The organism is Calidifontibacter indicus, assembly GCF_003386865.1.
GTDB lineage: Bacteria > Actinomycetota > Actinomycetes > Actinomycetales > Dermatophilaceae > Yimella > Yimella indica.
Genome location: NZ_QTUA01000001.1, coordinates 2,519,571 through 2,539,603, shown reverse-complemented (window position 1 = coordinate 2,539,603; position 20,033 = coordinate 2,519,571). Strand labels below are relative to the sequence as shown.

Annotated in this window: 18 protein-coding genes; 13 read left to right on the top strand and 5 right to left on the bottom strand. The window is 68.6% G+C overall.

The window, feature by feature from the left end:
- Window positions 1–2 precede the first annotated feature (2 nt).
- The gene (gene sepH, locus DFJ65_RS12110) at window positions 3–1,475 is read right to left on the bottom strand and encodes a septation protein SepH (RefSeq protein WP_115923231.1); all 1,473 of its coding nucleotides are present in this window, start codon (window positions 1,473–1,475) and stop codon (window positions 3–5) included.
- 127 nt (window positions 1,476–1,602) lie between these two features.
- Here sepH and DFJ65_RS12105 point away from each other — a divergent pair, with 127 nt between their 5' ends.
- The 6 genes from DFJ65_RS12105 (at window position 1,603) to DFJ65_RS12080 (ending at window position 6,049) form a co-directional block, all read left to right on the top strand.
- Entirely contained in the window at window positions 1,603–2,847 is a 1,245-nt protein-coding gene (locus DFJ65_RS12105) for a ferrochelatase (RefSeq protein ID WP_115924282.1), read from the top strand.
- Window positions 2,847–3,713, top strand: a complete 867-nt coding sequence (locus tag DFJ65_RS12100; protein ID WP_115923230.1) for an inositol monophosphatase family protein — start codon at window positions 2,847–2,849, stop codon at window positions 3,711–3,713. Before DFJ65_RS12105 ends, DFJ65_RS12100 begins: the two co-directional genes overlap by 1 nt.
- 191 nt (window positions 3,714–3,904) lie before the next feature.
- Window positions 3,905–4,198, top strand: a complete 294-nt coding sequence (locus DFJ65_RS12095; RefSeq protein WP_115923229.1) for a DUF4193 domain-containing protein — start codon at window positions 3,905–3,907, stop codon at window positions 4,196–4,198.
- 29 nt (window positions 4,199–4,227) lie between these two features.
- Window positions 4,228–4,749 (top strand): dUTP diphosphatase, encoded by a 522-nt coding sequence (gene dut / locus DFJ65_RS12090; protein WP_115923228.1) that lies wholly within the window; start codon window positions 4,228–4,230, stop codon window positions 4,747–4,749.
- Window positions 4,750–4,751: 2 nt separating this feature from the next.
- Window positions 4,752–5,669 carry a DUF3710 domain-containing protein gene (locus DFJ65_RS12085; RefSeq protein ID WP_170144083.1) on the top strand — a complete coding sequence of 306 codons (918 nt, stop codon included), beginning with the start codon at window positions 4,752–4,754 and terminating at the stop codon, window positions 5,667–5,669.
- Complete coding sequence (locus DFJ65_RS12080; RefSeq protein ID WP_115923226.1) at window positions 5,669–6,049, top strand: OB-fold nucleic acid binding domain-containing protein; 381 nt, start codon at window positions 5,669–5,671, stop codon at window positions 6,047–6,049. Before DFJ65_RS12085 ends, DFJ65_RS12080 begins: the two co-directional genes overlap by 1 nt.
- A gap of 15 nt (window positions 6,050–6,064) precedes the next feature.
- Here DFJ65_RS12080 and DFJ65_RS12075 read toward each other — a convergent pair whose 3' ends face one another.
- Both DFJ65_RS12075 and DFJ65_RS12070 read right to left on the bottom strand, forming a co-directional pair.
- Entirely contained in the window at window positions 6,065–6,763 is a 699-nt protein-coding gene (locus DFJ65_RS12075; RefSeq protein ID WP_115923225.1) for a potassium channel family protein, read from the bottom strand.
- An 18-nt stretch (window positions 6,764–6,781) separates the two neighbouring features.
- A complete protein-coding gene (locus DFJ65_RS12070; protein ID WP_115923224.1) occupies window positions 6,782–7,447 on the bottom strand; it encodes a potassium channel family protein in 666 nt (221 codons plus the stop codon).
- Between the two features lie 164 nt (window positions 7,448–7,611).
- Here DFJ65_RS12070 and DFJ65_RS12065 point away from each other — a divergent pair, with 164 nt between their 5' ends.
- From DFJ65_RS12065 to DFJ65_RS12035, 7 genes are all read left to right on the top strand, one after another.
- Entirely contained in the window at window positions 7,612–8,865 is a 1,254-nt protein-coding gene (locus DFJ65_RS12065; RefSeq protein ID WP_115923223.1) for a class I SAM-dependent RNA methyltransferase, read from the top strand.
- Between the two features lie 205 nt (window positions 8,866–9,070).
- Window positions 9,071–11,725 carry an aconitate hydratase AcnA gene (gene acnA / locus DFJ65_RS12060; protein ID WP_115923222.1) on the top strand — a complete coding sequence of 885 codons (2,655 nt, stop codon included), beginning with the start codon at window positions 9,071–9,073 and terminating at the stop codon, window positions 11,723–11,725.
- A 231-nt stretch (window positions 11,726–11,956) separates the two neighbouring features.
- Window positions 11,957–12,781, top strand: coding sequence for an ABC transporter ATP-binding protein (locus DFJ65_RS12055; protein ID WP_245950207.1), 825 nt, complete (start codon window positions 11,957–11,959; stop codon window positions 12,779–12,781).
- A complete protein-coding gene (locus DFJ65_RS12050) occupies window positions 12,778–13,620 on the top strand; it encodes an ABC transporter ATP-binding protein (protein ID WP_115924280.1) in 843 nt (280 codons plus the stop codon). Before DFJ65_RS12055 ends, DFJ65_RS12050 begins: the two co-directional genes overlap by 4 nt.
- Window positions 13,617–14,498 carry a branched-chain amino acid ABC transporter permease gene (locus DFJ65_RS12045; protein ID WP_115923221.1) on the top strand — a complete coding sequence of 294 codons (882 nt, stop codon included), beginning with the start codon at window positions 13,617–13,619 and terminating at the stop codon, window positions 14,496–14,498. Before DFJ65_RS12050 ends, DFJ65_RS12045 begins: the two co-directional genes overlap by 4 nt.
- A complete protein-coding gene (locus DFJ65_RS12040; protein ID WP_211308432.1) occupies window positions 14,491–15,660 on the top strand; it encodes a branched-chain amino acid ABC transporter permease in 1,170 nt (389 codons plus the stop codon). Before DFJ65_RS12045 ends, DFJ65_RS12040 begins: the two co-directional genes overlap by 8 nt.
- A 119-nt stretch (window positions 15,661–15,779) precedes the next feature.
- Window positions 15,780–17,012 (top strand): ABC transporter substrate-binding protein, encoded by a 1,233-nt coding sequence (locus DFJ65_RS12035; protein ID WP_211308431.1) that lies wholly within the window; start codon window positions 15,780–15,782, stop codon window positions 17,010–17,012.
- A 69-nt stretch (window positions 17,013–17,081) separates the two neighbouring features.
- On the opposite strand, the gene DFJ65_RS12030 is transcribed toward DFJ65_RS12035, so the two are convergent.
- Window positions 17,082–18,305, bottom strand: coding sequence for a globin domain-containing protein (locus DFJ65_RS12030; protein ID WP_170144082.1), 1,224 nt, complete (start codon window positions 18,303–18,305; stop codon window positions 17,082–17,084).
- Between the two features lie 152 nt (window positions 18,306–18,457).
- Window positions 18,458–19,987: an AMP-binding protein gene (locus tag DFJ65_RS12025; RefSeq protein WP_115923218.1), complete on the bottom strand. Its 1,530-nt coding sequence runs from the start codon at window positions 19,985–19,987 to the stop codon at window positions 18,458–18,460.
- Between the last annotated feature and the right edge of the window lie 46 nt (window positions 19,988–20,033).

The window sequence follows — 20,033 nt, the reverse complement described above, 5'->3', positions numbered from 1 at the left end:
CGTCAGCCCTTCGGGCCGCGCTTGCCGAACATGATGTCGTCCCAGCTCGGCACCGCCGGACGTCCCTTGCGGGCCTGGCTCGGACGCTCCGGCACGATGCTCTCCGACTCGCGCTTCGGCGCACTTTCCGGCTCGGGCGTGGGTGCGGCCTTCACCGCGGCCGGCTTCGGCTCCGCGTCCTCGACGGACTCGTCGGACTCGTCGGACTCGTCGGTGGTGGGCTCGTCCGACACGTCGTCCGACGCGTCGTCAGGGGAGCTGTCCGCAGCCGCCTCGTCGACAGCGTCCTCGTCGGGCTGCGCGTCCGGCTCCGCGGTGGGCTCCTTCGCGTCCTCGGTGGGCTGCTCGGTGGGCTGCTCGGTGGCCGGCTGAACCACCTCGCGACGCAGCGGCTCGACCTCTTTCAGCCCGAACAGGTCGGCCGTGCCCGTCACCGGGTCGTGACCCAGGTCGTCGACGGACGGCTTGTGCGGGGCAACCTGCTCGCCGTGCTCCGCGCCGATGGTGGCCTCGTCGACCTCCTCGACGGCGGACTCGTCGTCCGGGTGCTCGGCGGAGGCCGACTGACCCTTGCCGGCCGGATGGTTGGGGGAGTTGTCGGTCTTGCGCCGGCCGCCGGAGCGGCGCCGCGCCTTCGACCGTTCACGCATCACCGACACGAGGTCGACGGGACCGCTGTGCTTCTGCTCGGTCTCCTCGACCTCCGGCTCCGCTGCGGCCGGCTCGGCCTCGGGCTCCTGCTTGGTCGCCACCTCGGCCTCGTCGACCCGCGCGTGCGGGATCTTCGGAGCCGACTGGCGCTGCACGGGTCGCGCCGCGGGCGCCGACTGGTCGAGGCCACCCTCGGCCACGACGTCGTAGACCCCGGAGGCCGGTGTGGTGCGACCGAAGGGGAGGTTCGCCGGCTGCTGCTCCTCCTCGCTCAACCAACGAGCTTCGTCGTCGGTCGGGTGGAGGCTCTGCGTCTGCGCGTCGTAACGCCAGGTCGCGACCCGCGGGCGGCCACCGGCCGGAAAACGGCACTCGATCGTCCAGCCGCGGTCGCCGCGGTAGGCGTTCCACGTGATGTCGGCGGCCTCGACCCCGCGGTGCGCAAGGCGCTCACCGACCCGCTCGCCGACGGTCGAGGTCTGGTCACGGCCGGCGACGCGGGTGTGCAGCGGCAACCGCTGCGCCGTCGTCGCGACGTGGTCGCGCTCGGCGCGAATGGGCGGCTCGAACAGACCGACCTTCGTCGGCGACCAACCCGTGCGTTCGGCTACCTCGTCGATGGTCAGACCCGACCGCAGCATCGCCTGCACGTCACGCGGACGAACGTTTGGGTCGACACCCTCGTCCGAGCTACGCGGACGGACCGTCCGCACCGCACTACGCAGGGCGTCGTCGATCTGAACCTGATGCTGCTGACCGTCCTCATCGACGAGGAGGAGCCGAGTGCCTTCGTCGTCGACACCGACGAACCGCAAGTCGCGCATGTGATGAGTGCCTTCCCGAACCTTCGACTACGGGGCCAACCTTGCCACGCCGCAGCGCCCGGGAACCCGCGGCACGCCGTCGAACACCGGTGTCCGCGAGGTCGGCCGCGTCGGGGAGAATGGGCGCATGAGTTCTCCGACATCCGAACCGCTCGACCCGAAAGACCCCACGGCCCCCGGCCAGGCCGGGCAGCCCCACTCGGAGCAGCCAGTCGACGCAGGCGACGCAGTCGAACTGGTCGAACCCCAGGCCCAACCGACCGGCGTCGGCGACGACGAAGGGCTGCCGCCCTACGACGCCGTGCTGTTGTTGTCCTTCGGTGGGCCGGAAGCGCCCGAGGAGGTGATGCCGTTCCTACGTCGGGTGACCGGTGGACGCGGCATCCCCGATGAGCGCCTCGAGGAGGTTGCCCACCACTACCTGCAGTTCGGTGGCAAGAGTCCGATCAACGACCAATGCCGCGCTCTGAAGTCGGCCCTGCACGACGAACTGCGCCGACGGGGCATCAGCACCCCGGTGCTGTGGGGCAACCGCAACAGCGAACCCTTCCTCACCGACGCGCTGCGCGAGGCCTACGACGCCGGCATGCGCAACATCGTGGCGATCACCACGAGTGCCTACTCCTCCTACAGCTCGTGCCGGCAGTACCGCGAGAACATCGCCGCCTCGTTGGCCGAGCTCGAGCAGGAAGGCAAACGCCTCAACGTCGACAAGGTCCGCCAGTACGCCACCCACCCGAGCTTCTCGCGCACGAATATCCGGCTCATCACCGATGCCGTCCGTGCCGCCGACCAGCCCGACGACGCGCTGCTGCGGGTGTTGTTCGTCACCCACTCCATCCCGGAAGCGATGGACGACACCTCCGGACCCGGCGACGGCGAGGGCAACCTGTACGAACACCAGCACGACGAGCTGGCCCACGTCGCCCTCGACGAGATCGGAGCGACACTCGATCGCGACCTGGACGGCGCACTCGTCTACTGCTCCCGGTCCGGTCCGCCGTCGCAGCCCTGGTTGGAGCCCGACATCAACGACCACCTGCGGTCGCTGGCGGCCGATGGAGTTACCGACGTCGTCGTCGCACCGATCGGGTTCACCTCCGACCACATGGAGGTCGTGTTCGACCTCGACACGGAGGCCGCGGAGACTGCGCAGGAGCTCGGGTTGCGGATGACGCGGGTGCCGACGGTCGGCACCGACCCGGAGTTCGTGCACGGGCTCGTCGACCTCGTCGAGGAGCGGGCGGCACAGGCGCGCGGCGAGCAGGTGCAGATGCCCGCCTGGCCGGGTGAGGCCATGCCGCCGATCTGCCGCCCGGGGTGCTGTCCCAACCTGCGCTCCGCGCTTCCTGCAGCGTGCGGTTCCGACTGATGTCGGTCGTCAACCACCTGCCAGTCGACGTCGACCCGGCCGATCTCGAACACGTCGCTCGCCATGTGGCGGTGCTCGCCGGACGTCTCATCGTTGACGAGCGTCCGGTCGATCTCGGTGTCGCACAGACGAAGTCGAGCCGCACCGACATCGTCACCGAGATGGACAGCCGCAGCGAACAGTTGCTGCGTGCCGAGCTCGCCCGCCTGCGTCCGGACGACGGGGTGCTGGGCGAGGAAGGCACCTCCCATTCCGGTAGCAGTGGCATCACCTGGGTCGTCGACCCGATCGACGGCACGGTGAACTATCTGTACGAGATCCCCGCCTATGCGGTCTCGGTCGCCGCGTGCGTCGGTGACCTCGCCGATCCCGAACGTCTCGTTCCAGTAGCGGGTGCGGTCTTCAATCCCGTGACCCGCGAGCTGTTCCACGCCTACGCCGGCGGCGGTGCCCGGTTGTCGGTCGGCGAACACGAGCGTCGGCTCGAGGTGAGCGCGCAGACCGATCCCGCGCTGGCGCTGCTCGGCACCGGCTTCGGTTACGACAGCGCCAAGCGGGCCCGGCAGGCAGCGTTGCTGACCGACGTGATCTCCCAGGTGCGCGACGTCCGCCGGATCGGCAGCGCCGCCCTCGACCTGTGCTCAATCGCCGCCGGCCGCCTCGACGTCTACTACGAGTCGGGCCTCAACCCGTGGGACCGCGCGGCCGGACAACTGATTGTCGCCGAGGCCGGAGGCGTGGTCCGTGGCATCGACGCCGAGCCCACCAGCGACTTGGTCGTGGCCGGTCCGCAGGTGCTCGTCGAGCAGCTGGCGGCCTGGGTGCTGCCGGCCCGCACCTGGATCGACCCCGCCCGCGAGGCCTGATCGAGCAGCCGGCGATCCGCCCGGCGCGCCGCCCCTACGGGTGAGTAGCGGGGGCGGGTTCACGCGGAGCGTGGGCGATGGTGCACAATCCCGGCTCGACGGGCACAAAAAGTAGCTCGGATGCGTTACCGCGACTGAACCCGGCGAAAGCGCGCGCCGGCGCCCGAGAATCACGACGAAGAAGGACCCCGATGGCCACCGATTACGACGCTCCACGCAAGACCGACGACGACCTCTCCGAGGACAGCCTCGAGGAGCTGAAGTCCCGCCGCAACGACAGCAGCGGCAATGTCGATGTCGACGAGACCGAGCAGGCAGAAGGCTTCGAACTGCCGGGTGCGGACCTCTCCGGTGAGGAGATGGAGATCCGTGTCATCCCGCGTCAGGCCGACGAGTTCACCTGCTCGGTGTGCTTCCTGGTCAACCACCGCAGCCAGCTGGCCGGTGAGCGGGGCGGCTTGCCGATCTGCAAGGACTGCGCCTGACACATCGGCCACCCGCCGCTGACGCACCGATGACCGACCGACTCACGATCAGGATCAAGCAGCTCGACCCGCAGCTGCCTGTGCCCGCGTACGCCCGCCCCGGCGACGCGGGCATGGACCTGTTCGCGGCAGAGCCGGTCCGGCTCGAGCCGGGGGAGCGGGCGCTGGTGGCCACCGGCATCGCCATCGCCGTTCCGGACGGCTGGGTGGGCCTGGTGCATCCGCGCTCGGGGCTCGCGCACCGGCACGGCATCAGCATGGTCAACGCACCTGGCACGATCGACGCCGGTTATCGCGGTGAGATCAAGGTCAACCTCATCAACCTCGACCGCGACGAGGCGTTCGACATCGCCCGAGGCGACCGCATCGCCCAACTCGTCGTGCAGCAATGCGCTCACGTCGTCTGGGAGCCGGTCGACGAGCTTCCCGCTAGCGTGAGGGGTGAGACCGGACACGGGGCCAGCGGTGGCTTCGGATCCGGCACCTGCGACCATTCCCGGGCTGACGCACCCGCCAGCCCGAGCACCACTTCGATGAACGAGGACCGATAACCGTGGCCATCTTCCGCCGCAAGGACAAGACCGCCGATACCGCCGAGTCCACGGCCGAGACCACGGACGAGACCACGGACGAGACCACGACCGACTCCTCGACCGACCCCGTGGTCGAGTCGGAGGCCGAGGACGCTCCGGCCGACGACCTGACGTCCGACGACTCCAGCGACGGTGACCCCGCTGATGCCAGCGAGGACACCGAGGACACCGAGGACACCGAGGACACCGAGGACACCGACACCGACGACGGGGCCGCCGAGGACACCGAGCGGGCGCCGCGCCTCGACTCGCGTGCGGTCGACCGCAGCAACGGGCCGTTCGACCGCTCCGAGGTCGACGACCTCGACGGCTACCTCGACTTCGGCTCGCTCGCCATCCGTCCCAACGGTGAGATGGAACTGCGTCTCGACGTCGACGAGTCGGGCCAGGAGATCACCGGTATCACCGCGGTCATCGGCGAATCCGCCTGCCAGATGCAGGTTTTCGCCGCGCCGAAGACCTCCGGCGTCTGGGACGGCATCCGCGGCGAGATCCACGACAACCTGCTCGCGTCCGGTGGCACCGCCGAGGACAAGGTGGGCGAACTCGGCCACGAGCTGCACGTCCGCATGCCGGCCGCCGGTCCGGACGGCCGCACCTCCTGGTCGCCCGCGACCTTCGTCGGTGTCGACGGCCCGCGTTGGTTCCTGCGTGCAGTCTTCTCGGGCCGCGCCGCGATGGAGGACGACGCGTTCGCCCAGCTGCTGGAGTTCATGCGGGCCACCGTCGTCACCCGTGGCCAGGAACCCCGCGCACCGCGTGAGATGTTGCCCTTGCACCTGCCCGAAGGAGCCGAGCAGGCCGCCGCCGAGGCCGCTGCGGCCGAGGGTGTGCCGAACCCGTTCGAACGCGGCCCGGAGATCACCGAGGTGCGTTGATGGACACCAAGTTGCGTCGGTGGGCGCGCCGCATCGCAGGTGCGAATGCCGAGTACGACCGGGACCACGTGCAGCAGAACGCGCTGCGCGCCGGCAGCACGCCGATCGCCGACATCTGCGACCGCCAACTGGTGCAGTGCACCGGCACGGTCACCGACGTCGCGGTCCATCACGTGGGCGACAACGCACGATCGTTGCTCGTCGCGCTCGACGACGGCAGCCGGGTGCTCACGCTCAGCTGGCTCGGTCGACGTCAGATCGCCGGCATCGAGCCGGGCGTGATGCTCACCGTGTCGGGGCGGGTGGCCTACAAGCGCGGCCTGCCGGTGATGTTCAACCCGCGCTACGAGATCCTTCCCTGCAACCCGCAGAAGAAGTAGTCGCCGCCCGGTCGATCAGAGCCCGTCGTGGCGGACGGTGCGCACCTCGGACAGATCGCGCCCGGTGAGGGTGGAGCCGAGCAGCGGCTCGGAGCTCGGCGTGGTGAGGAACAGCAACTCGTCGAAGCCCTCCACCACGCTGTCCGGCTTCGGGGCGATCGGCAGGTCGTCGCGGATGATCCCGACGAGCACCGTGTCGGCGGGAAGCTCGAGGTCGCCGATGGCGGTGCCGACCACCGGGCTGTCGACCGGCACCGTGATCTCGACCATCGCGGCTCGCCCCTGCTGGAACTGGAACAACCGCACCAGGTCGCCGACGGAGACGGCCTCCTCGACCAGAGCGGTCATCAGGCGCGGCGTCGACACCGCGACGTCGACGCCCCAGCTCTCGTCGAACATCCACTCGTTCTTGGGGTTGCTGATACGGGCGACGGTGCGGCCCACGCCGAACTCCGTCTTGGCCAGCAACGACACGACCAGGTTGACCTTGTCGTCACCGGTCGCGCAGACCACGACGTCGCAGTCCTCGAGGCCGGCTTCGCGCAGCGTGCTGGTCTCGCAGGCGTCGGCGAGTAGCCAGTTGGCATCCGGCACCGACTGGCTCTTGGCCTCGTCGACGTACTTGTCGATGAAGAGCACCTGGTGCTTGTTGTGGATCAGTTCCCGACCGATCGATCGGCCGACCGACCCGGCACCAACGATGACGACGCGCATCGAAACTCCTTCTACGACTTAGAAATCAGCCGGACGGCTGCCCGCGAGCAGTTGCTCGAGCGCGGCGAGTCGATCGGTCTGGACGAGCATCTGGAGCAGGTCGCCGTCCTGCAGCACGGTGCCCTTGGCGGGAAGGACACCCTCCCCGAGACGGGTGAGGTAGGCGACCCGGGCGCCGGTGGCGGCCTCGAGCTTGATCAGCGGCGTGCCGACCCAACTGGTGTCGACCGGGATCTCGGCGAGGGTGATCGCGCCGCTGCTGTCGGTGTGCATCGGCACCGCACCGATCGGCACGAGGCGGCGCAACACCTGGTCGGCGGTCCACTTCACGGTCGCGACGGTGGGAATGCCCAACCGCTGGTAGATCTCGGCGCGACCCGGGTCGTAGATGCGGGCCACGACGTGCTCGACGTCGAAGGTCTCGCGGGCGACGCGGGCCGACAGGATGTTGGAGTTGTCACCACTCGACACCGCGGCGAAGGCGTACGCCTTCTCGATCTCGGCCGCGCGCAGCGTGTCGCGGTCGAAACCCACGCCGGTGACCCGGCGCCCCTCGAAGGTCGCTCCGAGGCGACGGAAGGCCGCTTCGTCCTGGTCGATGACGGCCACCGAGTGCCCTTGGCCCTCCAGCGCAAGGGCCAGCGTCGATCCGACGCGGCCGCAGCCCATGATCACGTAATGCACGCCTCAGACGCTACCGGAGCGGGGGCGACCACTCGACCGGCCGCCTATGCTCGCTAGGTGCATTGCGACGATCTTCACAACCACCCGCTCCCTGGCTGCCCCGGCCGACGACCGTCCACGCCGACCCTCGCGCTGACGTCCGCGCCGACCTTCGGAGGCCGTCGATGAGCCGCGGACGCAGCGAGCGCCGCCGGCCGCGCGCCCGCTCCAACCAGGGACGCTCGCTGGCCGGTCAGGAGTACGAGGTCGAGGTCGGCCCGGTCGCCCACGGCGGGCACTGCGTGGCACGCCACGACGGACGCGTGCTGTTCGTGCGCCACGCACTGCCCGGCGAGACCGTCGTCGCCCGTGTGACGGACGGCGGGGAGAAGTCACGCTTCCTGCGCGCCGATGCCGTGCGCGTGGTCACCCCGTCGGCTCACCGGGTCGACGACGGGTGCCCGTTCGCCGGGCCCGGCCGGTGCGGCGGCTGCGACTGGCAGCACACCACCGCGGCCCACCAGCGCGACCTCAAGACCGACGTGGTGCGCGAGCAGTTGCGCCGGCTCGCCGGATACGAGTGGACCGGCCAGGTCGAGCGGCTCCCCGGCGACGACGACGGTGCCGGCTGGCGCACCCGGGTGGAGTTCTCGCTGACCCGTGACCGCCGTCTCGGGCTGCTGGCCCACCGCTCGCACGATGTCGTCGCGGTCGACCCGTGCCGCATCGCCGACCCGCGGATCGCGGACGTCGGCCTGTACGGCGAACGGTTCGAACCGGGCGTGACCAGCGTCGACGTCACCGCGACCACCCGCGGCGAGGTCGTCGCCGTCGAACTCCCGCTGCGCGACGACGAGGTCGAACCGGTCGTCGTCGAGGACGTCACGGCGGCGGGGGAGACGCACTCCTTCCGGGTCGACGCCCGCGGGTTCTGGCAGGTGCACCCCGGCGCCGCACCGACCTTCGTCACCCACGTGCTGGCGCAGTTGGCTGCGCAGCAGGGCGAGCACGTGCTCGACCTCTACTGCGGGGTCGGCCTGTTCGCCGGGTTCCTCGCCGATGCCGTCGGCGCCGAGCACGTGATCGGCATCGAAGGCGACGAGGCGGCGGTCGACCACGCCCGCGACAACGTCCCGGGAGCGACCTTCATCGCCGGTGACGTCGCCGAGCAGCTGCGTTACCTGGACGCACCGACCGACCTGGTCGTGCTCGATCCGCCGCGCACCGGCGCCGGGCGCGAGGTCGTCGAGCAGATCCTGCAGCGCGGTCCGCGCGCCGTCGCCTATGTGGCGTGCGACCCGGCGGCGCTGGGGCGCGACCTCGGCTATGCCGCCGAGTTCGGCTACACCGTGCGCTCGGTGCGCGGCTTCGACGCCTTTCCGATGACGCACCATGTCGAGACGATCGCGATCCTCGAACCCGCCGACGTCGTGCACTGAGGTCGTCTGCGGGGCTGCGCCGACGCGCAGAACGGTGTTGAATCGTGCCCGTGTGCAGCACGTCGTGGTGCGGCCCCGAGGAAGCCCGCAGGTTAGGTGAACCTTGGTGAATCCGCGGCGGTGCGCTGTGATTGGATTATCTTGACGTCAAGATAATCGTGCTGTTGCCCGCGACAGCCAGACCGAACACGATGAAGGAGTTGGCGTGAGCACCAACAGTTTTGGGGCAAAGGGCACCCTCGAGGCGGGGGACCAGTCCTACGAGATCTACCGACTGAACACGGTCGAAGGTAGCCAGAACCTCCCGTTCAGCCTCAAGGTGCTGCTGGAGAACCTGCTGCGCACCGAAGACGGCGCGAACATCACCAAGGACCACATCAACGCGCTCGGTCAGTGGGACGAGAACGCCGAGCCGGACACCGAGATCCAGTTCACCCCGGCCCGCGTCATCATGCAGGACTTCACCGGTGTGCCCTGCGTCGTCGACCTCGCCACCATGCGTGAGGCCGTCGCCGAACTCGGTGGCGACGCGAAGAAGATCAACCCGCTCGCCCCGGCCGAGATGGTCATCGACCACTCGGTGATCATCGACGTCGCCGGCCGCCCCGACGCGTTCGAGAGGAACGTCGAGATCGAGTACGGCCGCAACCGCGAGCGCTACCAGTTCCTGCGCTGGGGCCAGACCGCGTTCGACGACTTCAAGGTCGTCCCCCCGGGCACCGGCATCGTGCACCAGGTCAACATCGAGCACCTCGCCCGCACCGTCATGGTGCGCGACGGCGTCGCCTACCCCGACTCCTGTGTCGGCACCGACAGCCACACCACGATGGTCAACGGCCTGGGTGTGCTGGGCTGGGGCGTCGGCGGCATCGAGGCCGAGGCCGCGATGCTCGGCCAGCCGGTGTCGATGCTCATCCCGCGCGTGGTGGGCTTCAAGCTGACCGGCTCCATCCCGGCCGGCGCCACCGCCACCGACGTCGTGCTCACGATCACCCAGATGCTGCGTCAGCACGGTGTGGTCGGGAAGTTCGTCGAGTTCTACGGCGAGGGTGTCGCCTCGGTGCCGCTGGCCAACCGCGCCACCATCGGCAACATGAGCCCGGAGTTCGGCTCGACCTGCGCGATCTTCCCGATCGACGACGTGACCCTCGACTACCTGCGCCTCACCGGCCGCAGCGACGAGCAGGTCGCCCTGGTCGAGGCCTACACCAAGGAGCAGGGCCTCTGGCACGACCCGTCGCACGAGCCGCGCTTCTCGGAGTACCTCGAGCTCGACCTGTCGACCGTCGTTCCCTCGATCGCCGGCCCGAAGCGTCCGCAGGACCGCATCGTGGTGTCCGAGGCGAAGGAGCAGTTCAAGCTCGACGTCAAGAACTACGGCGTCGACGGTGACCTGCGCTCGGCCACGGTCAACTCCGGCGGCGGCTACGAGCTGAAGGACGGCGCGGTCGTCATCGCGTCGATCACCTCGTGCACCAACACCTCGAACCCGTCGGTGATGATGGGCGCCGCCCTGCTGGCCAAGAAGGCCGTCGAGAAGGGCCTGTCGGTGCCGCCGTGGGTCAAGACCTCGATGGCGCCGGGTTCGCAGGTCGTCACCGGTTACTACGAGAACGCCGGCATGTGGCCCTACCTGGAGAAGCTCGGCTTCCACCTGGTCGGTTACGGCTGCACCACCTGCATCGGTAACTCGGGTCCGCTCGACGAGGCCGTCTCGGCCACCATCAACGACAACGACCTGTCGGTCGTCTCGGTGCTGTCGGGCAACCGCAACTTCGAGGGTCGCATCAACCCCGACGTGAAGATGAACTACCTGGCCTCGCCGCCGCTGGTCATCGCCTACGCCCTCGCCGGCACGATGGACTTCGACTTCGACACCGACGCGCTCGGCAAGGACACCGAGGGCAACGACGTCTTCCTGAAGGACATCTGGCCCGACCCGGCGGAGGTCGAGTCGACCATCGCCGACGCGATCAACAAGGACCTCTTCGTCAAGGACTACGCCGACGTGTTCGCCGGTGACGAGCGCTGGCAGTCGCTGCCGACGCCGGAGGGCGACACCTTCGAGTGGGACAGCGAGTCGACCTACGTACGCAAGCCCCCGTACTTCGAGGGCATGAAGCTGGAGACCACCCCGGTCTCCGACATCAGCGGGGCCCGCGTGCTCGCCAAGCTGGGTGACTCGGTCACCACCGACCACATCAGCCCGGCCGGAGCGATCAAGGCCGACAGCCCGGCGGGTCGCTACCTGCAGGAGCACGGGGTCGAGCGCAAGGACTTCAACTCCTACGGCTCGCGCCGCGGCAACCACGAGATCATGGTGCGCGGCACCTTCGCCAACATCCGCCTGAAGAACCAGCTGCTGGACGGCGTCGAGGGTGGCTTCACCCGCGACTTCACCGCCGGTGGCGAGCAGGCCGCGATCTTCGACGCTGCCGAGAACTACGCCAAGGCCGGCACCCCGCTGGTCATCCTCGGTGGCAAGGAGTACGGCTCGGGTTCGTCGCGCGACTGGGCCGCCAAGGGCACCCGCCTGCTCGGCGTGAAGGCCGTCATCACCGAGTCGTTCGAGCGCATCCACCGCTCCAACCTCATCGGCATGGGCGTGCTGCCGCTGCAGTTCCCCAAGGGTGAATCGGCCGACTCTCTCGGCCTCGACGGCACGGAGACCTTCGACATCTCCGGCATCACCGCCCTCAACGAGGGCTCGACGCCGAAGACGGTCAAGGTGACCGCCACCAAGGAGGACGGCACCACGGTGGAGTTCGACGCGGTCGTGCGCATCGACACCCCTGGTGAAGCCGACTACTTCCGCAACGACGGCATCCTGCAGTACGTGCTGCGTTCGTTGGTCAAGTAGCACGTTGCACGAAAGGCGCCCCCGGGTCCGCACGGACCGGGGGCGCCTTTCGTCGTTCCTGCCCGGGCGTGCACCGGGCGCATCATATATAGGCAAACAACGCAAATCGTGGGGGTAACGATGCGGTAACGGTGGGCGCGGGTTCGTTTCTTGTGGGGGTGGCGACCAAGTTAAGTGGGGCGCGGCCTGGATATGACCCATGTCACATCCGGCCCTCCTCCCCTCCACAGAATGGTCATCACGTTGCTCTCCATCTCCGACTTGTCCGTGCGGTACGGACGTTCGGTCAAGGCCCTCCATGGTGTCTCCTTCGAGGTTCCCGAGCAGACGGTCGTCGCAGTTCTCGGCAGCAACGGCGCCGGGAAGTCGACGCTGCTGCGCGCGATCTCCGGCACGCTGTCGCTGCACCGCGGCGAGATCACCTCCGGCACCATCCACCTCGACGGCACCCGGATCGACCGGATGGACCCCGCGTCGATCGTCCGTCGCCGCCTCGGCCAGGTGCCCGAGAACCGCCAGGTCTTCGGACGGATGAGCGTCGATGAGAACCTGCGCGCCGGCGGTCTGGCCACCGAGGCATCGCGCCGCGCGGCGGCCCGCGATGCCGTGCTCGATCTGTTCCCCAAGCTCGCCGAGCGGCTCTCGCAGCCTGCCGGTCTGCTCTCCGGCGGCGAGCAGCAGATGCTGGCGATCGGCCGGGCGATGATGGGGGAGCCGAAGGTGCTCCTGCTCGACGAGCCGTCGCTCGGACTCGCGCCACAGATCATCGAGCGCATCGGCAAGGTCGTCAGCGAGATCAACCAGCGCGGCACCACCGTCCTGCTCGTCGAGCAGAACGCGATGATGGCGCTCACCGTGGCCCACACCGCCGTCGTGCTCGAGGTCGGCGAGCTCAAGCTGCGCGGCGACGCCGACGAGCTCAAGCGCAGCGAGGACATCCAACGGCTCTACCTCGGCGGCCACGCCGAGTCCGAGGAGCACGCCGACCAGCAGCAGGGCGAGGCGCAGGAGCGCGTCGAGCGCCGTCGCAAGTCGTTGGGAGTGTGGACGGCATGAGCTCCGACGAACGCAACGTCCAGCCGCTGCAGGTCGAGGACGTCACCGTCCGGTTCGGCGGCATCGTCGCACTCGACGGCGTGTCGTTCACCGTCGAGCCGCGCACCATCCACGCACTCATCGGTCCGAACGGTGCTGGGAAGTCGTCGTGCTTCAACGCGATCACCGGCATCTACAAGGCGGCTTCGGGGCAGGTGCGCCTCGGCGACACCGTGCTCACCGGCATGCCCCCGCACAAGGTGGCACGACAGGGCATCGGGCGAGCGTTCCAGAACCTCGCGCTGATCGACACCTCGAGCGTGCTCGACAACGTGATGCTCGGCCGGTACAGCCTCACCAAGGGTGAGTTCATGGCGTACGGGCTGCGGGCGCCCTGGACGATGCAGCAGGAGCGCCGCCACCAGGAGCGCGCCGCCGAGATCTGCGACTACATGGGCCTCGCGCACCGGTTGCACACCCCGGCGGGTGCGCTCTCGTACGGCGAGCAGAAACGCGTCGACCTGGCCCGTGCCCTCTGCGTCGAGCCGACCGTCCTGATGCTGGACGAGCCGGCCGCCGGCATGAACAGCAGTGAGACGGCGCTGATGGCCGCCCTGATCCACGACCTGCGCGACGACCTCGGCATCTCGATCCTGCTGGTCGAGCACGACATGTCGCTCGTGATGGGCATCGCCGACCGGGTCACGGTTCTCGACTTCGGCCGCCTGATCGCCGACGACATCCCTTCCGTGGTGCAGCGCGACCCAGAGGTGGTTCGCGCCTACCTCGGCACGGCGGCAGACGCCGATGCGGCAACCGCGAACGAATCCCGTTCCGACTCAGGAAAAGAGAGCGCATGAGCACCTTCCTGCAAGTGCTGATCAACGGGCTCGGGACGGGCGCTGTCTTCGGACTGCTGGCGCTCGGCTTCGTGATCATCTACAAGGCCACCGAGGTGGTGAACTTCGCCCACGGGTCGCTGGCACTGTTTGGCGGCTACCTGGCCTTCCAGGTGAAGGACACGCTCGGCTGGTTCGGCGCTGTCGTCGTCGGGGTGCTCGCGGCAGCCCTGCTCGCGCTCCTGATCGAGCGACTGCTCGTCTCCCGGGCCAAGCACGCTTCACACGACAGCCTCGCGATCATGACGATCGGCATCGACACGATCATCCTCGCCGACGTCGTGCGCCGACTCGGCACCGCTGCGGCCCCGTTCCTCGGCGACCCCTACGACACGAAGTCGGTCACGCTCGGATCGCTGACCGTGTCCCGCACCTACCTGGTCGCACTGGCCACCGCGCTCGCGCTCTTCATCGCCTTCTTCGTCGCGTTCCGCAAGACCTCGTGGGGCCTGCAGATGCGCGCACAGTCGGAGAACCGCGAGGCCGCCGCGCTCATGGGCATCCGCAGCTCCCGGGTCACCGCGAGCGCCTGGGTGGTGGGCGGTCTGCTCGCCGGGATCGCGGTGTTCTTCCTGGCGACCAATGACATCGGCGGTGGCTCGGGTCTGCTGTCGTCGCACACGGTCGCCTTCGCGGCCTTCCCGGCGGCGATCATCGGCGGACTGACCTCCACCGAGGGTTCGGTCGTCGGAGGCCTCATCGTCGGTCTGACCAGCGCCCTCGGCGCCCAGTACGTGAACTACGAGTTCGGAGTGGTCGCCGTCTACCTGGTGATGCTGGTCGTGCTCGTGGTTCGTCCCTCAGGTTTGTTCGGAAGGGTGGACCAGGTCCGTGTCTGACACCGACATCGAAACGTCGCCGCAGTCGCCGCAGTCGCCGCACGATCCCGCGTCGCAGGCGCAGCCGGCACCGTCGGCGCGGCGGCCACTGCCCGCCCGGATCCTGCCGCTGCTGGGATGGGCCGTGCTGCTGGTCGTGCTGTTCCTCCTGCCGGTCTACGTGCCGACCGAGTGGCTGTCCGTGCTGTGCTGGGTGATGGCCGGCGGGGTCGCGGCGATGGGGCTGACGATGCTCATCGGCCAGGCGGGGCAGTTCTCCCTGGGGCAGTCGTTCTTCCTGCTGCTGGGCGGTGTCACCTACACCGTCCTCGCGGCCGAGAGCGACGCGGAGTACGTCGGCTTCGGCCTGCCGCCGCTCGTCGCGCTGATCGGCACGATCATCATCACCGGCCTCGTCGGGGCGGCGTTCGCGCCGATCTCCGGACGGTTGCGCGGCATCTACCTCGGTGTGGCCTCGCTGTCGCTGGTGTTCCTCGGCTACTACCTGTCGCACGAGCTGCCGCAGTTCGCGGGCAGTGCCTCCAGTGGTCGCTATGCGCCGGCGTTCAGGATCCCCGGGTTCGACTTCGCCGAGACGAAGCCGTCGCTCATGGTGCTGAACGTGCCGATCGGAGCCTCGGAACGACAGTTCTGGTTGTTCGCACTGATCACGGTCATCGCGTACGCCATCGGGCGTGGCGCGATGAAGGGGCGCATCGGACGTGGTTGGCGTGCGGTGCGGGACAACGAAGCGGTCGCCACCGTGATGGGAGTGTCGGTGCCGGGCCAGAAGGCGAAGGCCTTCGCGATCTCGTCGGCCTACGGCGGACTGGCCGGTGTGATGGTCGTCTGGTGGTACTCGGGTCTGATGAAGCCGGACGAGGCGGTCGAGTTCGGCAGCTACAGCACGTACACCACGATCGCGCTGCTGGCGATGTGTGTGATCGGCGGCCTCGGCTCGCTCGGCGGCGCACTCGTCGGGTCGGCCCTGGTGTTCGGTCTGCCGCTGGCCCTGCCGCTGATCACCGGGTCGAGCCAGACGGTCGATGCGACCGGCACCGCGTTCACTCCGATCGTCATCACCAACCTGCTCTTCGGCGCGTTGATCGTGCTGATCGTGCTGTTCGAACCGCGCGGCTTCGCCGGTCTCGGTGCACGCCTTCGGTCGCTGGTTCGCCGGTGACCGCCCCCCGCACCGTCGGTGCATCTGTCACATCCACGATTCACCACCCCAGGAAGAAGGAAAGTCGCATGATCTCGTCGAAGAGGGCGACCGCAGCGGCGGTCGCAGGACTTGCAGCCGTGAGTCTCGTCGCAGGGTGCAGCACCAAGGCGCAGGACGGTACCGGTAGCAACAACTCCAGCAGCGGCGGTGGCGGCGGTGGCGTCAAGACCGACGTCGGCGTGACCGACAAGGAGATCAGCCTCGGCGCGCTGACCGACCAGACCGGCACCTTCAAGGTGCTCGGCACCGCGGTGACGCAGGGCAACCAGATGTGGGCCGACGAGGTCAACAAGTCCGGCGGCATCTGCGGCCGCCAGATCAAGATCAACGTCTCCGACACGGGGTACAGCGCGGAGAAGGCGGTCACGCTGTACAACCAGGCGAAGTCGAAGGACCTCGGGTTCGTCCAGCTGATCGGTTCGCCCGCGATGGCCGCGCTGAAGAAGCCGCTGGTCACCGACAAGATCGCGGCGGTGCCGCTGTCGTGGTCGTCGAAGAACCTCGACGTGCCGAACGTCCTGATGGTAGGCACCACGTACGACGTCGAGGTCATCAACGGTCTGTCGTACATGCAGTCGAAGGGCAAGATCAAGCCGGGCGACAAGATCGGCCACATCTACTTCAAGACCGAGTACGGCGAGAACGCCGTGTTGGGTTCGAAGGCGTACGCGAGCAAGCACAACATGACGGTCGTGGAGGCCGGCATCAGTGCGACGACGACCGACCTGACCCCCTCGGTCACCCAGCTGAAGGGTGCCGGGGTGAAGGCGATCGTCGTGACCACGGGTCCGGCGCAGCTCGCGTCCGCTCTGGGTGCCGCCCGGGCACAGGGCCTGAACGTGACGGTCTACGGCAGCGGTCCGACCTACACGCCGCAGTTGCTCGAGACGCCCGCGGCGGCATTGCTTACCAGCGGCAACTTCTTCACCAGCGGGGTCAGCGTGCCGTTCAACTCCGCGAACCCCAAGGCGAAGGAGATCGCTACCGCGTGGTCGGCGAAGAACGCCGGCGCGGTGCCGACCTACGGTCCGCAGTTGGGCTACGCACAGGCCATGGTCTGGGGTGCGGTGCTCAAGCAGGCCTGCTCCGACGGCGACCTCACTCGCCAGGGCATCCTCAACGCGATCCGCAAGACGACCGTCGACACCCAGGGGCTGACTCCGAACCAGGACTTCACCCACCCGGGTAGCCCGGCGACGCGCGAGGTGTTCCTCTACACGCCGGCCAAGGTGCCGGGTGGCATCGCGGCGGACGCGCAGAAGTACGTCGCCAAGGAGGCCCAGGAGTACAAGGCGCCGTTCCAGAAGTAGCAGCTGCCTGATTCGGACGGGCAGCCCCGGTCACCGCGACCGGGGCTGTTCGTCTGTCTGCACGGGAGTTCAGACGCGGGCGAGTTCCTCCTCGGACGCCTGGCTCGACGCCGAACCGCCGAGCCACAGGTCGGGGCCGAAAATCTCGTAGGAGATGTCACCGGCGTCCACCCCGCGGCCGATCAGCTCCGAGCGCACATACTGCATGAACGGCACCGAGCCGCACAGGTAGTACAGCGCGTCCTGCGGCAGGTCGAGAGCCGCGACGTCGACCAGCCCGCCCTGGGTGCCGTCCTCGTTCAGTTCGTAGACCACCGAGCCGGACGCGTTCGGCAGGGCGGCGATGTCGGCCGCAACCTGCTCGCGCAGCGGGTGATGAGCGACGTCGGCGTCGGCGTGCACGTGCAGCAGCCGGCGGTCGGAGTTCTGGGCACGGGCGGCCGACAGGATCGCCGCCATTGGGGTGACGCCGATGCCGGCGCTGAACATCACCAGCGGCCGGTCGCCGTGGGACACCCGGATGTCACCGACCGGAACACTCACCTTCACGACGTCGCCGACCGACCGGTCGAACAGGTAGGTCGAGACCGCGCCGTCCGGCGCGCCGTCCGCGCCGGTCACCCGACGGACGGTGATGTCGATGGTGCTCGTGCCGGGCGCGCTGCTGATCGTGTACTGACGGGGCTGGCGGTAGTCGTCGCGCAACTGGACGACCACCGACACGTAGTGTCCGGGAATGTGGGCGGGCGGCTCGGACCCGTCGACAGGTGCGAGCCGGAAGGTGCGGGCGTCCGTGCCAGCATCCTCGATCGCGACGATCTCGTGGTCGGTCAGCATGGTGTCCGGGGTCCGCTCGATCTGCTGGTAGATCCTTGCCTCCGCGCTGATCAGATCGACCGCGAAGAGCCAGTAGACCTCACCCCACGCGCAAGCCACCTCGGGCGTGACGGCGTCGCCGAGCACGTCGCCGATCGCCTCGAGCAGGTTGCGACCCACGACCGTGTAGTCGGCCGGTGCGATGGCGAGGGCGACGTGCTTGTTGGCGATCCGATCGATGACGGCATCGAAGTCGAAGTCGGCATCGCCGAGCAGGTGATGCGCGTAGGCCACGATGCTCGAAGCGAGCGCGACCGGCTGCTCGCCGATCGCCTGATTCGCCTGGTTGAAGACGTTCAGCAACTCCGGGTTGTTCGCGAACATCTTCGGGTAGAACACCTTCGTGATCTCGGTGATGTGCTCGATCACGACCGGTGCCGTGGCCTTGACGATCTCTGCATTGTCCGGCTGAAGCAACGTCCGGCTCCTTCGACTGAGGGGAACGGGTCGGATCCGACCCACTACGGACGCTAGTAGTCAGTTGGTGGGGCGAACCCGGGACCAACGTCCCGAAGCGGCCGTGGCCTGGATCACAGTGCCGGCCACGGCGCAGTCCGCCCCGCGCGGCCTCAGTTCACCTGACGCTCGCGGCCTTCCCAGTAGGGCTCGCGGAGCTTGAACTTCTGCAGCTTTCCGGTGGCGGTGCGCACCAGTTCGTCCCGGAACTCCACCGACGTCGGCGACTTGTAGCCGGCGACCTTCGACTTGCAGTAGGCGATGAGGTCGGCCTCCGTGAGCTGCGAGTCGGGCACCCGGACCACCAGCGCCTTGATGGTCTCGCCCCACTTGTCGCTCGGCACGCCGATCACGGCGACCTCGGCCACCTCGGGGTGGGAGAAGATGGCGTCCTCGACCTCGATCGAGGAGACGTTCTCGCCGCCGGTGATGATGACGTCCTTCTTGCGGTCGGCGATCGTGAGATAGCCGTCGTCGCCGATGCTGCCGCCGTCACCGGTGTGGAACCATCCGTCGCCCAGGGCCCGCTCGGTCTCCTCGGGTTGCTCCCAGTAGCCCTCCAGGACGACGTTGGACCGGGCCAGCACCTCGCCCGACTCGTCAGTCTTCAGCGTGACGCCGAGCGCCGGCGCACCCGCGCGCACCAGCTTCGCGGCGCGCTCGTCGCGGCTCAGGTCGTCCCATTCGGCGCGGCTGCGGTTGATGGTCAGCAGGGGAGAGGTCTCGGTCAGGCCGTAGATCTGGATGAACTCCCAGCCCAGTTCCTCCTCCATCCGCACGACGGTCTTGGTCGGCGGGGGAGCGCCGGCGCAGATCAGCCGGACGCGGTCTCGTCCGGGGATCGGTCCGTCCCACGTCGCTGCGGCGTCGAGTACGGAATTGACCACGGCGGGTGCGGCGCACATGTACGTGCCACCGTGCCGCTCGACCCGGCGCAGGATCTCGGCGCCGTCGACCTTCCGCAGCACGATCTGCGGTATGCCCAGGCCGGCCGCCGCGAACGGCATGCCCCACCCGTTCGCGTGGAACATCGGCAGGGTGTGCAGGTAGACATCGCGATCGGTGAGCCCGGCGTGCATCGCGAAAGTCGTGGCGTTGACCCAGATGTTGCGGTGGGTGATCTGCACTCCCTTCGGTCGCGCCGTGGTGCCGGAGGTGTAGTTGATGGTGGCGGTCGCCGCTTCATCGGCCTCCCACGGCGCGGGCTCGACGCCGGTCAGCAGCAGATCGTCGTCGTCACCGATCACGAACTTGTGCTCGCACTCGACGCTGCGCAGCGAGTCGCTGATCTCCGGGTCGACGTACAGCACCCGGCAACCTGAGTGCTCGACGATGTAGGCGACCTCCGGGGGAGAGAGGCGGAAGTTGATCGGCACGAGCACGCGTCCGAAACCGCTCACCCCGAAGAACGCCGTCGCCAATCGGGCGCTGTTGTGCGACACGATGCCGACCCGTTCGCCCGGGGCGATGCCGAGCGCGTCGAGCTTGGCGGCCATGGCCCGGGCCCGCACTCCGACCTCGCCGTAGCTGAGGCTGTCCCAGGAGTCGGCCACCTGGTCGGGCTCGTCGACGAGTCCGATGCGATCGGCGTAAACCGTCGTCGCGCGGTCCAGGAAGTCCATCACCGAGAAGGGCACGAACACGGTCGATCTCCATTCGCCGTCGGGGCTGTGCTTTCCGGTTCACATC

Coding starts and splice junctions, on each gene's coding strand:
- sepH (WP_115923231.1), bottom strand. CDS start 1,475: ATGCGCGACTTGCGGTTCGTCGGTGTCGACGACGAAGGCACTCGGCTC.
- DFJ65_RS12105 (WP_115924282.1), top strand. CDS start 1,603: ATGAGTTCTCCGACATCCGAACCGCTCGACCCGAAAGACCCCACGGCC.
- DFJ65_RS12100 (WP_115923230.1), top strand. CDS start 2,847: ATGTCGGTCGTCAACCACCTGCCAGTCGACGTCGACCCGGCCGATCTC.
- DFJ65_RS12095 (WP_115923229.1), top strand. CDS start 3,905: ATGGCCACCGATTACGACGCTCCACGCAAGACCGACGACGACCTCTCC.
- dut (WP_115923228.1), top strand. CDS start 4,228: ATGACCGACCGACTCACGATCAGGATCAAGCAGCTCGACCCGCAGCTG.
- DFJ65_RS12080 (WP_115923226.1), top strand. CDS start 5,669: ATGGACACCAAGTTGCGTCGGTGGGCGCGCCGCATCGCAGGTGCGAAT.
- DFJ65_RS12075 (WP_115923225.1), bottom strand. CDS start 6,763: ATGCGCGTCGTCATCGTTGGTGCCGGGTCGGTCGGCCGATCGATCGGT.
- DFJ65_RS12065 (WP_115923223.1), top strand. CDS start 7,612: ATGAGCCGCGGACGCAGCGAGCGCCGCCGGCCGCGCGCCCGCTCCAAC.
- DFJ65_RS12055 (WP_245950207.1), top strand. CDS start 11,957: ATGGTCATCACGTTGCTCTCCATCTCCGACTTGTCCGTGCGGTACGGA.
- DFJ65_RS12050 (WP_115924280.1), top strand. CDS start 12,778: ATGAGCTCCGACGAACGCAACGTCCAGCCGCTGCAGGTCGAGGACGTC.
- DFJ65_RS12045 (WP_115923221.1), top strand. CDS start 13,617: ATGAGCACCTTCCTGCAAGTGCTGATCAACGGGCTCGGGACGGGCGCT.